12 protein-coding genes and 5 tRNA genes are annotated in these 12874 nt (G+C 65.1%); 8 read left to right on the forward strand and 9 right to left on the reverse strand.

The annotated features are described in order from the left end of the window. Position 1 precedes the first annotated feature (1 nt). The 5 genes from adiC to J2X70_RS09235 form a co-directional block, all read right to left on the reverse strand. Entirely contained in the window at positions 2 to 1354 is a 1353-nt protein-coding gene (gene adiC, locus J2X70_RS09215; RefSeq protein ID WP_025879235.1) for an arginine/agmatine antiporter, read from the reverse strand. 78 nt (positions 1355 to 1432) lie between these two features. Beyond that, entirely contained in the window at positions 1433 to 2875 is a 1443-nt protein-coding gene (locus J2X70_RS09220; protein WP_309910039.1) for a DcaP family trimeric outer membrane transporter, read from the reverse strand. Positions 2876 to 3395: 520 nt separating this feature from the next. Beyond that, positions 3396 to 4238, reverse strand: coding sequence for a thiol:disulfide interchange protein DsbG (gene dsbG, locus J2X70_RS09225; protein ID WP_033831389.1), 843 nt, complete (start codon positions 4236 to 4238; stop codon positions 3396 to 3398). Positions 4239 to 4268: 30 nt separating this feature from the next. After that, positions 4269 to 5072, reverse strand: coding sequence for a TlpA disulfide reductase family protein (locus J2X70_RS09230; protein ID WP_025879238.1), 804 nt, complete (start codon positions 5070 to 5072; stop codon positions 4269 to 4271). Between the two features lie 87 nt (positions 5073 to 5159). Beyond that, positions 5160 to 6227: a helix-turn-helix domain-containing protein gene (locus tag J2X70_RS09235; protein ID WP_032975236.1), complete on the reverse strand. Its 1068-nt coding sequence runs from the start codon at positions 6225 to 6227 to the stop codon at positions 5160 to 5162. A 183-nt stretch (positions 6228 to 6410) separates the two neighbouring features. Between J2X70_RS09235 and J2X70_RS09240 the strand changes: the two genes are divergently transcribed. The 5 genes from J2X70_RS09240 to J2X70_RS09260 all read left to right on the forward strand — a co-directional run bounded on the left by J2X70_RS09240 (position 6411) and on the right by J2X70_RS09260 (position 7540). Beyond that, positions 6411 to 6809 (forward strand): heavy metal-responsive transcriptional regulator, encoded by a 399-nt coding sequence (locus J2X70_RS09240; RefSeq protein ID WP_309910042.1) that lies wholly within the window; start codon positions 6411 to 6413, stop codon positions 6807 to 6809. A gap of 143 nt (positions 6810 to 6952) precedes the next feature. Then, positions 6953 to 7028 (forward strand) — tRNA-Ala (locus tag J2X70_RS09245). A 53-nt stretch (positions 7029 to 7081) separates the two neighbouring features. Continuing rightward, positions 7082 to 7157, forward strand: a tRNA-Glu gene (locus tag J2X70_RS09250). Between the two features lie 182 nt (positions 7158 to 7339). Further along, a tRNA-Ala gene (locus J2X70_RS09255) sits at positions 7340 to 7415 on the forward strand. 49 nt (positions 7416 to 7464) lie between these two features. Beyond that, positions 7465 to 7540: transfer RNA gene (locus J2X70_RS09260), tRNA-Glu, on the forward strand. 63 nt (positions 7541 to 7603) lie between these two features. Here J2X70_RS09260 and J2X70_RS09265 read toward each other — a convergent pair. Next, positions 7604 to 8020 carry a GNAT family N-acetyltransferase gene (locus J2X70_RS09265; protein WP_025879241.1) on the reverse strand — a complete coding sequence of 139 codons (417 nt, stop codon included), beginning with the start codon at positions 8018 to 8020 and terminating at the stop codon, positions 7604 to 7606. Between the two features lie 78 nt (positions 8021 to 8098). Between J2X70_RS09265 and J2X70_RS09270 the strand changes: the two genes are divergently transcribed. Continuing rightward, the gene (locus J2X70_RS09270; RefSeq protein ID WP_309910046.1) at positions 8099 to 9055 is read left to right on the forward strand and encodes an SOS response-associated peptidase family protein; all 957 of its coding nucleotides are present in this window, start codon (positions 8099 to 8101) and stop codon (positions 9053 to 9055) included. 9 nt (positions 9056 to 9064) lie between these two features. Here J2X70_RS09270 and J2X70_RS09275 read toward each other — a convergent pair whose 3' ends face one another. Further along, complete coding sequence (locus J2X70_RS09275) at positions 9065 to 9445, reverse strand: response regulator (RefSeq protein ID WP_025879243.1); 381 nt, start codon at positions 9443 to 9445, stop codon at positions 9065 to 9067. 138 nt (positions 9446 to 9583) lie between these two features. On the opposite strand from J2X70_RS09275, the gene J2X70_RS09280 reads away from it, so the two are divergent. Together J2X70_RS09280 and J2X70_RS09285 are read left to right on the forward strand one after the other, a co-directional pair. Next, positions 9584 to 9669, forward strand: a tRNA-Leu gene (locus J2X70_RS09280). Positions 9670 to 9750: 81 nt separating this feature from the next. Beyond that, a complete protein-coding gene (locus J2X70_RS09285; RefSeq protein ID WP_059064458.1) occupies positions 9751 to 10317 on the forward strand; it encodes a GNAT family protein in 567 nt (188 codons plus the stop codon). Between the two features lie 19 nt (positions 10318 to 10336). Here J2X70_RS09285 and J2X70_RS09290 read toward each other — a convergent pair whose 3' ends face one another. Both J2X70_RS09290 and J2X70_RS09295 read right to left on the reverse strand, forming a co-directional pair. Continuing rightward, positions 10337 to 12172: a methyl-accepting chemotaxis protein gene (locus J2X70_RS09290; protein WP_100436482.1), complete on the reverse strand. Its 1836-nt coding sequence runs from the start codon at positions 12170 to 12172 to the stop codon at positions 10337 to 10339. A gap of 254 nt (positions 12173 to 12426) precedes the next feature. Further along, a complete protein-coding gene (locus J2X70_RS09295) occupies positions 12427 to 12720 on the reverse strand; it encodes a hypothetical protein (protein ID WP_105164275.1) in 294 nt (97 codons plus the stop codon). Positions 12721 to 12874 lie beyond the last annotated feature (154 nt).

A 12874-nucleotide genomic window follows, 5' to 3' on the forward strand; every position in this document is an offset into this window, starting at 1 on the left:
CTCAGGAACGCTGGGCGCCGGACGAAATTGCCGCCGCCTCGCGGGAACGCTGCCGCTGCTGGCGACGCTCCTCGCTGAAGAAGGGATAGAACACAGTGATGAACAGCACGAACAGGAAGGCGTACTGCACGATCGTTCCCGACGAGCCGTAGATCGCCCACAGGCAGTACACGACCGTCAGGCTGGTCAGGGTCCAGAACGCACCGGTGTGCACCAGCGTGTGCGACCGCTCCACCACGAAGTAGCAGGCCACGCACGAATAGATGTACGGCAGCAGCGTCAGCACGACCGCCGCCGAAGTGATCACGTCGAACTGGGCCGAGGCCGTCTTCGAGGTGGAGGTCACCAGCACCGCTAGGGTCATCAGCACCGCCACGATCAGCACGCCCTTGACCGGCACGTCGTCCTTGTTGGTCTTGCTGAAGATGCTCGGGAACAGGCCATCATCGGAGGCCGCCTTGGCGCTCTGCGCGGTCAGCAGGATCCAGCCGCCCAGCGAACCTGCGGCGCCGATGAAGGCACACAGGCTGACCAGCGCACCACCCCAGCCCCCGACGGCCTTGGCCGCCGCCAGTGCAAACGGCGCGTCAGACACCTGCAGCTCGCCATTGGGCACCATGCCCATGATCACCGACGAGCTGGCGATGTAGGCGATGGCGGCCAGGAACACACCGGCCAGGGTGGCGCGGGCCACGTTCTTCTCCGGGTTTTCAACCACGCCGGCCGTGACCGAGGCCGACTCGACGCCGATGAAGGCCCACAGGGTCAGTGCCGCAGCACTGGAGATCGCGCCGAAGTTCGACTCGCCGGAGACGTTGTAGGCCCCCTTGAAGATGTCGGCATCGAAGAAGAACCAGCCGAAGATGGCGATACCCAGGATCGGCACCAGCGCGAAGCTGGTGGTGACCGTCTGCACGCGGCTGACGAACGCCGGTCCGATCATGTTGGCAAAGCTCAACGCCCACACCAGGATCAGCACCGCGATGCAGCGCACCAGCGGTTCGGACAGGATCGGGAAGAAGTAGCTGAAGTAGCCCACCGCCGCGATGGGAATGGCAACGTTGCCGATCCAGTTGGCGAACCAGTAGATGGTGTTGGTCTGGAAGCCCATGTAGGGACCGAACCAATCGCGTGCATACGCATACGGGCCACCCGCTTTGGGCGCCAGCTTGCCGAGCTTGGCGAACACGAAGGCCAGCAGCAGCGCACCGGCCGTGGTGATCAGCCACCCCCATATCGAGGCGGTACCGATCTTGGCCAGGCTGGAGGGCAGCAGGAACACCCCTGAGCCCATCATGTTGCCGGCGACGAGGAAGGTGGCTCCGACCACCCCGATTTTCTTTGCTTCTGCCATGACAATCTCCTGTACCTGGCATGGGCCCGGTGAACCCGGGCGTGGGGAATGGCTGCGCTGGCGTGCTGCCGCTGGCGCTTACTTGATGAAGTTGTATTGCAGGCTGCCCTGCACCCGGACCGTGTCGCCGCGTGCTCCGCTCTGCTGCTGCAGGCGGCCGTACAGCAGTTCCATGCCCATCGTCCACGACGGTGCCGGGCTCCAGATCAGGTTGAACACGCCATAGCGGCTTTGCCGGAATGCATCACTCGGCAGCGCCGCATTGCGCTCCAGTGTCAGCTGACCGTAGATCAGGTTCGAGCGCCACAGATCCGACCAGTAGTGGGTATAGCCGACGAAGCCACCGTGCAGGTCCAGCGCTTCGATACGTCCATCGGCACCTACCACGGCGTCAAGACCGGAACCGGTGAGATCGGCGGTGTAGCGGCTCAGGCCGCGGCCGCCCAGCGCGCCGAACAGCAACAGATCGCGTTCCCCCACCGAGGCCGAGCCACTGAGCTGCGCGCCACCGGCAAAGACGCGGTCACGGCGGGCATCGCCGTCGTAGGCCAGATTGCGCGCCACGACGCCCAGTTGCAGGTGCCCCCAGTCACGCTCCATGCGCGCGATGGCACTCACATCCGGCAATCGATTGACCGCCGCCATCGCATCGCTGGCGCCGGCCAGCTCGGTGTCCGGGTCTTCGGCGGCCAGGGTCAGGGTGTTGCCCTTGCCCAGTGCAAAGCTGTGATGGATGCCGGCCACCAGCAGGTAACCGGCGCCGCCGGGTCCAGCAAAATCCAGCGTGTCGGGCAGGCTGTCCGGGTCCATGAAGCTGGAATACCCGTAACCCGCGTACGTGTTGCCAAGCTGGCCATAGGCATGGCGCAGGCGGAACTGATAGCCATCGCTGCTGCCGAAGAAGTCATTCTCCAGATAGAAGCGCAGGTTGCCATGGGTGGTCGGCCGCCGCGCTTCGAAACTGAAACGCGTCTGCTTGGCGTGGATGTTGAAGTTCGAAACATCGCGATGGCTGCCGCCCACCGGCATCGACGAGGGAATGAACTGATCCTCGTCCCCGGCGCCGCGCGAATCCGCAATCGCATCGAGCTTGGCATAGCCACCGATGCGGATCACGGTGTCGGTGCCGGGAATGGCGAAGAAGCCTTTCAGGTCCGGATCGGTCGGGCCGGCGGCGCTGTCCGGGCGCGAGGCCGCCGTTGACGGATCGGCCACCGACTCACGCTGGGGCAGCACGGTCGGCGACACGCCGGGAACCTGGGTCGGGTGCAGGATCCCGCTGGCGGTTGACACCGTCGTGGTCGCCTGCGATGCAGTGGGCGTCGGCGACGGCAGTACAACGGGAGCCGCAGCCGCACGCTCTTCGCGTCGTTCAAGCTGGTCCAGACGCTGCTGCATGCCCTGCAGCGTCTGCCGCATCGCGTCGATCTCCCGACGCAATGCCTGCGCATCCTCCTGTGCGTGCAACGGCATCGCTGCCATCGCCGTCAGGCACCCCATACTCAGTACCGCCAAGCGCATTGCATCCTCCCCGGACTGGAACTTCCGCCGCGCGGCCGAGCAGCGCGCGTGCGCCGCCCCGACCTCAACGAGCCGTTGCTGGAAATGCGGGTACTGCGTCGACGACCGTCGCCAGCCTGCGCGATGCAGGCAACAGGGCGATGACATTGCCCCACCTGCCCGGACAGCGCCGGAGTCGCTTCCACTGCGGCAGCGCTGCCGAAGGGGGGGCGACCGCAGGGGTCTGGGTAACAAGCGCTGGGTGAGAATGTCGTGAATGGCATTGCGCGCACGCCCTCTCGAGGGCATGACGTGTGCGGCATCCATAGCGCAGTGACGCTGTATTCCATGCGCCAAGGCTAGTTCGACTGTCGTTTTTGGCCTTGATTGGGATCAAAGCGAAATGCTTGATGTCAGTCACGATTCAGACGTGACATCTGTTCGTGACGTGCGCAGCCCTCTTCGCCGGGACTGTCGCAGAAAGCAACAGGCCCACATGTCGCCATGTGGGCCTGTCACTCGGTTCAGCAGCCCGGGGGCCTCAGCGTGGGCCGAGTACCGCCTGCAGATCGTTGCCCTGCGGAAGGCCGGCACGTCGCTGCACCTGGCCCTGCGCATCCTGGAACAGGATGCCGGGCGTACCCTGGAAGCCCATCTCCACCATCAGCACCTGGTTGGCATCCAGTTTGGCTGCGATGTCCCGGCTGATGCTGGGCAGCGGCTTGATGCCACCGCGATCGAACTGATGCTCGTTCTCCAGCAGTGCCGCACTGGGATCGCGCGCGGCCATGATCGCCGCCGCCTTGGCCGGACTGTCTTCGCGGATCACGCCGACCATGATGTGGCGCAACTGCACCTTTCCTGCGTCCACCCAGGGCCGTGCCGCCTCCCAGAACTTGTGGCAGTAAGGACAGTTGGCATCACTGAAGGTGTACACCACGCGCGGCGCATCGGCCTTGCCATCGCGTACCCAGGCACTGGCCTCCAGCTTGCTCCACATCTTGGCCGACATCGGCGCGGCAACCAGCTTCTCCAGCGTCTCGGCTGCAACTTCGTTGCCCTCGGCGTCGAACAGGCTACCCACCAGCACATGCTTGCCATCGGCGGTCACGTAAGCCGCCGCCGGCTGCTGGCCACCAACCATGCCGGCAAAGCCGCGCAGGCCGCCCGGCGCGTCGAATTCGGAGACCACCTCGAAGCCATGCTTCTCGATGCCCTTCAGGACAGCTGGCAACTCACCCTTCCTGGCGGCTGCCGTTGCCGAAGCCGTTGCCGGTGCAGCGGCATCCTTGCCCGGCGGGGTCTGTGCCTGGCTGCAGGCAGCCAGCGCCAGCATGGCCGGCAGCATCAGCGTATGCGCGATGCGCGGGGAAATCGACAACATGGAAACTCCGTAGTGGGATGCCAGCGCAGGCTACCGCAGCCGGCGCAGTTTGTGTTCAAGACCGGCCTGCGTCAGTTCGCCGAGATGCAGTTCCTGCAACCGCCCCTGCGCGTCGAAGAAGAGCGTGGAGGGGAAAGCCCGGACGTCCAGCGAGGTAGAGGCAGCCGATGACTCATCCAGCAGGACGTTGCCCAGCGAGATGTGTTCAGCGGCTAGAAAGGTCTGGACCTCGGCAAGGGTCTCGCCCTGGTTGAGGAAGACGAACTGGATATCGGCATGCTCCTGCTGGGCCGTCGCCAGTACCGGCATCTCCCGGCGACACGGGCCGCACCAGCTGGCCCACAGATTCAGCACGAGCGGCCTGCCGTGAAACTGCTGCAGGTCAATCGCCCTGCCCTGCAGGTCGACTACCTGCAGTGTCGGCAGCGGCATCTGCTTTGCCTGCCAGTACGCGAGCCCCTGGCTTGCACCGCCCCACAGCAGCAGTCCGGCCAGCGCACCTGCCAGCACCGGCGCCCTCAACGCGCGATGCCTGCGCAGTCGCCACAGCGCCCAAGCAAATCCAGCGCCAATCACAACGGGCAGGTGATACCCACCATCGGCAATCTGCAGCACGCTCCAGGGAGCTTCACGATAAAGGCTGAAATGCGCGGCAACAAAGGACAGCCGGCCACACAGCAGGCCAACCAGCAACATGTCCAGCACCATCCCGGCTGCAGGTGGCCGAGCCTGGCCAGGCTCGGCACGCGACCAGAACCGCGCAATGGCCATCGCCAGCAACAGGAAGATCAGGATCAACACCACCGGCATCGGCACCGGCCCAACACTCGACATCAGCTCACCCCCGCTCTCGCCTGCACAGACCCGCATGGTCAAAGCGTCGTGCCTGCGATGCAAGCACGACGCATCCAACAGAGTTCATCAAGCGGCGTTGCGCCCCAGCTGCGTGCCCGGCGAGGCGCGCAGCCCCCGCAGACTGCCGGCCACGGCAGGCGTCAGCGGACGGTCGCGGCGTTTATTGCTGACGTGGCGACGATAGTTGGCGGGCGTCATGCCGACGATGCGCAGGAACAGCCGGCGGAATGCGCTCTGATCGGCGTAGCCCACCCCCCAGGCAACTTCGTCGATGCTGGCGCCCTGCTGCAGCAACGTCTGCGCCTTGGCCACGCGCAGTCGCTGGCAGTACTCGATGGGCCGCAGCCCGGTCGCCTTCAGGAAACGGCGTTGCAGGGTCCGCGGTTCCAGGCCGGAGATCTCACAGATTGCCCCCAGCGTCGCCCCACGTGCAGCCGTGGTATGCAGCCAGCGCTGCGCCTTCAGCACGTCACGGTCACCATGGGCGAAGTTGGCACTGAATCGCTCGAGATCCTGCTGGATCCCCACTGGCACCACTATCCCCAACTGCTGTGCCACCGCGCTGGCCACGCCCTGGCCGTGCAGCCGGTACAGCAGGCGCAGACCGAGGAAGCGCCAGGCCTGGGCCCCGCCCACGGTGAGCAGATCGCCATCATCGACGAGTGCACGCTCACTGGGTGCCCAGCTGCCGACCTGCACCTGCAGCGCCGGATGGCGGTTGAGGTCAGGGCCTGACACCGTGCGCCCCGTCAACAGACCCGCCCGTGCCAGCACACTGACCCCGTCACCTGCGGCGGCCAGCAGGCTGCCGCCGTCGTAGTGGGCCCGCAACCAGTCCAGCAGGACATCCTCGGCGCGCAGCGACGCACCGGAACTGACCTGGCCCGGCAAGGCGATCACTGCGGGAATTGCCGCGTCCAGCATTTCGGCACCGGCAATGCGATGCACGCCGGTATTGCTGGCAGGCACAATCCAGCGGGTGACCAGCACCCGCTTGCAGGGCCGTCGCTGCTGCTGCGCCAGACGATTGGCGACGTGCGCCATCTCGGCAAGCACCGATGCAGCCGACGGGTCGCCTCCGGGGTATTCAACCACCGCAACCTCGACGAATCCTTCGTTGCTGATTCCCTCCACTCCCCACCTCCTCTTCCGGTTCAGGCCGTCGAGCGGCCGGTTCAGGTTGAGGGTAGGAACTGCCTTGCCCCGGGGGCTATGAAGAAAGTTGCAAAGTGTGCTGAATGGGCGACGCAGGCAAAGCCTTGACTCTTGACCAGAGTCCAGGGATGACTATGCACGGCAGGTCCAGAGGAGTCCGCCGTGAACATTGGTCAGTTGGCACGCCAGGCCGGCGTCCCTATCGACACCGTCCGCTACTACGAACGTCAGCAGCTTCTGCCCACCGCGGCACGTACGGCAGGTGGCTATCGCATCTTCGGCGAGCACGATCTGCGACGCCTGCGCTTCATCCGCCGTGCAAAGACTCTGGGCTTCAGCCTGGACGAGATCGGTGAACTGCTTTCCCTCAGCGATCATCCTCCGCAGGACATGGGCAGCGTGCGTGACACCGCGCGGATTCGACTGCAGGACATCGAACTGCGGATGGCCGAACTGCAGCGCATGCATGGCGCCCTCTCGCAACTGGTCGATGCCTGCCCCGGACATGGCGCGCTCGACCAGTGCCCGATCCTGGCCGCGCTGACCGGGGAAGACCGCTGAGCGCCTGGCGTCTGCGTCGACACATGTGCTGCCTGGCAGGCGGAAATCGCCTCCGCGCCATCGCGCGCCATGTGTAGAAAAGTGCAACAAAGCGCTTGCCAACCCCCGGGGGGCACAGCTATTATTTCGCTCCTCAGCGACGTGGGGCCATAGCTCAGCTGGGAGAGCGCCTGCATGGCATGCAGGAGGTCAGCGGTTCGATCCCGCTTGGCTCCACCATACTTTCGGCATTAGGCCGTCGAAAGGTCGCAAAGAAAATTGATGAGATCTGCGTCCCCATCGTCTAGAGGCCTAGGACATCACCCTTTCACGGTGGCGACCGGGGTTCGAATCCCCGTGGGGACGCCACTCATCATGAACAACGAGGACCCGGCCGATAACCGGGTCTTTTTTGTTCACCGCCCACCGGCATTCAGGTTGTGGCGTCGGAACGCTCCTGCCCTTGTGGCAATGAACGATTCGATGAAAAAGCTTCAAAAAAAGCTTCCACAAATGTGAACAGGCAGGTATGATAGGCGGCTCGGTAACACGGGGCCATAGCTCAGCTGGGAGAGCGCCTGCATGGCATGCAGGAGGTCAGCGGTTCGATCCCGCTTGGCTCCACCACTTTCGGCATTAGGCCGTCGAGAGTTCTACAACTTGAAGTTTTTCGTGCGTCCCCATCGTCTAGAGGCCTAGGACATCACCCTTTCACGGTGGCGACCGGGGTTCGAATCCCCGTGGGGACGCCAATCTTTGAAACCCCGGCTTCGGCCGGGGTTTTTCTTTGCCTGCGATTCCCTGGTGACCGCGTTTCAGAACCGGCGATACATGCCGATCGAGGCTGGCGCGGTCGCCGCAAAGCCAAACTGCGCATACAGCCGATGTGCCTCGCCATCGGCCAACAGACTCACATACGCCGACGGCGGCAGGTTGCCCTGCATCCAGTCGCTCAGACGCTGCATCACCGCCTTGCCCAGACCCTGCCCCTGCAGGCGCGGCAGCACGGCGATATCGCAGACCTGCAGGTGGCAACCACCATCGCCGATGATCCGGCCCATCGCTACCAGCTCGCTGCCCTGGTAGGCACAGACACCGAAAACGGTATTGGGCAATGCCCGCGTCGCCGCCTCATGGGTCTTTGCACTGAGCCCGGCCAGCGCACGCAGCTGGCAGTAGTCCTCAACCGTCGGCACCGCCTGACGGAACTGGATCGTCTCTGGATCATTCATGCAACGTCTCCTGGAAGGTCGAGCTATCCTGCCGCATCCACGTCGCAGCCGCTGCGACCCATCTTCCGGCAGAGTCCAATGTGCTATTCCGCCCTGATCCGCGCCGACTACGCCAAGCTGGTGCGCGAGTTCGGCGCCGTCCTCTCCCTGGAGGAGTTCGCCGAACTCTATGCGCATGATCCCGGCAAGAAACGACCGAAAACGCCGAAAGCGATGGACGACGGATTTGCCGGTGCGCGCACCGAACTGGGCCGCGACATCGTGGCGAAGATCCAGCAATGGCATGCACAGGAGCGGCAACAGCTGCAGGCTGAGCTGGAGCGGCAGCTTGAGCGTCGCGACATCGCCAATGCAACCCTGGCCACCCGTCCCACGCAGAAAGCGCGCAATGACCTGCGCGTTGCCGGCAACCGCATCGACCGCGCGCAGGCACGGCTGGACGACCTGCACCGGGAACAGCTGCTGCCACGCGACAACCGTATTTTTCCTGGCACCTACGCGCCGGTGATGGTCAGCGAGAATGGCCGGCGCGTGATCAAGCCGATGCGCTATCAATGCCGGCTTCCGGACAAGCCCGCGCGCAACGATGTCCTCTACCCCGGCACCTACAATGCGCGGCGGGACAGCCTGGAAGGCTATTGGCGCGGGGCCTTCGGACTGCGCCACGGCGTGGTGGTGGTACAGGCCTTCTACGAGCACGTCCCTCGCCACGCCATTGCCGGCCGCACCCTGCACAACGACGAGAAGGAACAGGACGTGGTGCTGGAGTTCCGCCCTGATCCGCCGCGCGACTTGTTGCTGGCCTGCCTGTGGGCGGAATGGGAGGGCCCGGAAGGACGCCTGCTGTCGTTCGCCACCATCACCGATGGACCGTCAATCGATGTTGCCGCTGCCGGCCATGACCGGGGCGTACTGCCGATCCGCGCCGAGCATCTGGACGCCTGGCTCAACCCGGACCCGGACAACCGGGCAGCGCAGTACGCCATCCTCGACGACCGCGAGGAGATCCGTTATGTCTACGAAGAAGCCGCCTGAGCGGTCGGATCAGGCGTTGGCGCTGGAACGTCCCACTGCGCGGACCAATGCCTTGGACAGTTCCGCCGACAGATAGGGCTTGATCAACAGCACACCCGATCGCATCGCGACCGGCAGTTGTTCGGCGGTCATGCCGGTGGCGAGCACGAACGGCACCCCGCGCGCGGCCAGCGCCGCAGCGACCGGTTCACTGGTCTCGTTGTGGGCCAACCGGTAATCCAGCAGGGCCACGTCAGGGCTGGCCTCTTCCAGCAGGCGCAGTGCCTCGGCAACGGACGCGGCAAGACCAACGACCAGAGCACCGGAATGCACCAGCTGCATCTGCAGCAGCGCCGCACTCATCTCGTCGTTCTCCACTACCAGCACCCGCAGGTCCTGCAACGCTGACATAGGCTATCGCTCCGTGCCTGTTAAGCGTTGCCAGTATAGCCAGCAGTCGGCCGATACCGACAATTTGAAGCCATTTCGGCCCTGTTCGCCCGCACCTCTATGAACGCCCGCCCGGCTCGGGTACACTAGCCCGCTGCTGCCGGTGTGGCGGAATGGTATACGCAGCTGACTCAAAATCAGCCGGGGGTGACCCCATGAAGGTTCGAGTCCTTTCACCGGCACCACGATAAAAGGCCAGGTCTACGACCTGGCCTTTGTCGTTTCCGGTCTTGCCCTGCCCGACCAACGCCGTCGACACTGGAGCGATGGCATCGCACTCCGCTCCCTCCCTTCCCCCAGCGTTCCAGGCTCACCTGCGCGAACTGGTCCTTCCAGACGCGGTCGCCTGGTCGAACTACTTGTCGCTGCCGGGCGTGATCGAGCACACCAGCTGGGGCGATGTCTCTGTAGAGGCTCTGCAGCGGCAGATCGTCGACCATGCGCGCAACACACGATGCCGCCGCTGGGCGATCCTCGACAGTCACGATCAGTTGCTGGGCACCGTCGGCCTCAACGACATCGACATCGAGCACCACCGCGCGGAACTGGCCTACGACCTGTCCCCAGCCCACCAGGGACGCGGGCTGGCGACCGGGGCGGCGCGCGCGGTCATCGCCTGGGCGCAGGCCGCACTAGGTTGCGTGCGCATCCAGGCCACCGTGCTCGACAGCAATCTGCGATCCATTGCCGTACTGGAACGGGCAGGCATGCAACGCGAGGGATTGCTGCAGTCCTATCGCCATGTCCGTGGACGGCCGCGCGATTTCTGGATGTATGCGCACACTCACCCGCGGCTGCACTGCGGCCAGGGCGAAGACCGCGCCCACCCATAAGCCAGCGCGCGCCGGCGCCCTACACCACCCGCAGCGCCGGGGAATGCACGCCATGGCCATGCCCTGCCCCCGCGTGCACACGGAACCCTGCCACCGTCTGCAGCAGCTGCGAAGACTGCTCTTCCATGCTGCGCGCGGCCGCTGAGGCCTCTTCCACCAGCGCTGCATTCTGCTGCGTGCCCTGATCGATCAGATCCACCGCGTGGTTCATCTGCTGGATGTCATCGCTCTGCTGTTGCGCAGCCGCACTGATCTCGGTCATCAGGTCGCTGACACGCCGCACGTCGACCACGATCTCGTCCATGGTCCGGCCGGCGCTCTCGACCTGCGCCGTTCCGGCACCGACGTTGGCAACAGACGCATCGATCAGCTGCTTGATCTCCTTTGCCGCACCTGCCGAGCGATGCGAGAGCTCGCGGATCTCGGTGGCAACCACGGCGAAACCACGACCATGCTCACCGGCACGCGCCGCTTCCACCGCCGCGTTCAATGCCAGGATGTTGGTCTGGAAGGCAATGCCATCGATCACACCGATGATGTCGACGATGCGACGCGAGGAAGCATTGATCACCTCCATCGTCGAGACCACGTCATGCACCACCTGGCCACCCCGTGCGGCCACATCGGCGGCGCCGCCGGCCAGTTGGCTGGCCTGGCGCGCGTTGGTCGCGGTGCGCTGCACGGTCTCGGCCAGCCCCTTCATCGACACGGCGGTTTCTTCCAGAGAGGCAGCCTGCTGTTCGGTACGCTGGGAAAGGTCATTGTTGCCTTCGGCGATCTCGCTCGCACCGACCGCAATGGTGTCTGCGGCGAACTTGATCTGACCGATGATGGCCGCCATCGCCTCGACCAGCGCGTTGACGCCACCGCATAGCTCGGCGATCGGGCCCGTCTTGTCGGCCATGCCGATGCTCCGGGTCAGGTCGCCCTCCTTTGCCGACGCCACCACTTCGCGCGTCTGCGCTACGGCGCGCTGCATGGCCTGGCTCTCATGCACCTGTGCGGTGATGTCGGTGGCGTACTTGACGACCTTGAACGGCCGGCCACCGGCATCAAGGATCGGGTTGTACGACGCCTGGATCCACACTTCACGACCGCCTTTGCCCAGCCGCCGGTACTGGCCTGCGTCGTACTCGCCGGAGCCGAGTTTTTCCCAGAACCGCCGATACTCGACACTGGCCCGGTAGTCGGGCTCGACGAACAGCGAATGATGCTGGCCACGCACCTCTTCCAGCGTATAGCCGGTGGCGGCCAGGAAGTTCGCATTGGCCGCCAGGATGCGGCCATCCATGCTGAACTCGATCACCGCCTGCGATTTGTCGATGGCGGCCAGCTGCCCCGCCGATTCGGCTGCCTGCTGCTTCTGCGCGGTGATGTCGGTGGCGAACTTGACCACCTTGTACGGCCGACCGTGCTGGTCAAGCACCGGGTTGTAGGAGGCCTGGATCCAGATTTCGCGCCCGCCCTTGCCGAAGCGCCGGTACTGACCTGCATCGAACTCACCGCGGCCCAGCCGCGCCCAGAAGTCGCGGTATCCGGTACTGCGCGCGTCCTCGGGATCGACGAACAGGGAATGATGCCTGCCCTGGATCTCATCCAGGCGATATCCCACTGCCTGCAGGAAGTTGTCATTGGCCTGCAGGATGGTGCCGTCGAGGGCGAACTCGATGACCGCCTGCACCCGGTGCAATGCGGCCACCTGGGCCTCAAGCTCGACGTGCCGCCGATGCTGCTCGGCCACCTCCGTGGCGCGGCGCTGCCTGCCCAACACCCCCCGCAGCGCGCGCAGGCGAGACCAACGGGTGAGCACTTCGACCGGCGCCTGTGCACCTTCCATGGAGCCTGAAATAAGCATCGTCTGATCCTCGGTGTCCGGGTAGCGGTTGCGACCCGCCGGGCGGGATGCCCGGCGGCAACTTCGATTGCCTGGGACTGCAGACGCCGGAAGGCGTCACTCGAGCGACTGGCAGGAACAGTACGGCAGCTGCGATCGTCATCAAACAGCGGCGGAGCACACGGCACGGGCCACCCATCGGAGGCAGCCTCGGGTCCGGCGGCGGGAGCCTGCAGCGGGCTCCAGAGAAGGTAACGGCGCGACGGCCAGCAACTTTAGGGGGCCAGCCCCTGGTCGGCAGCGCGCCGCAGAACCCAGCGCAGCAGCATCGTTGCCAGCACCGCCGGCAGGTAGCCCAGACTGCCGCAGACGACCAGCAGGGACGGCCCCGCCAGCGGCCCGCCTCCGCCCAGGATCCAGCTGCGGGTGGCGAGGATGTACAGCGCGAACGGCACCAGCAGCAACGGTGCCAGCCGCAACAGCTGCCACCGCCACCTCCCCGGCCCGATCCAGCCGGCCAGTGCACCCAGCACGGCACCTGCAGCTGCGATGGTGGCGATTTCATCCATGACGCGCTTCCGGAAGTCTTCCAGCCACCATTCTGGACCAGCGCTGACGGAAAGGGGATGCGGCAGGCACGCAGAAGGTTGCAATGACCATCGGGACATCCCTTGCCTGCGCACTGCCGGCAGCATGTGCCCACTGAATGGATTTTTCCTGGGA

Origin of the sequence: Stenotrophomonas sp. 1337 (assembly GCF_031455455.1) — a bacterium.
Classification (GTDB): domain Bacteria; phylum Pseudomonadota; class Gammaproteobacteria; order Xanthomonadales; family Xanthomonadaceae; genus Stenotrophomonas; species Stenotrophomonas indicatrix.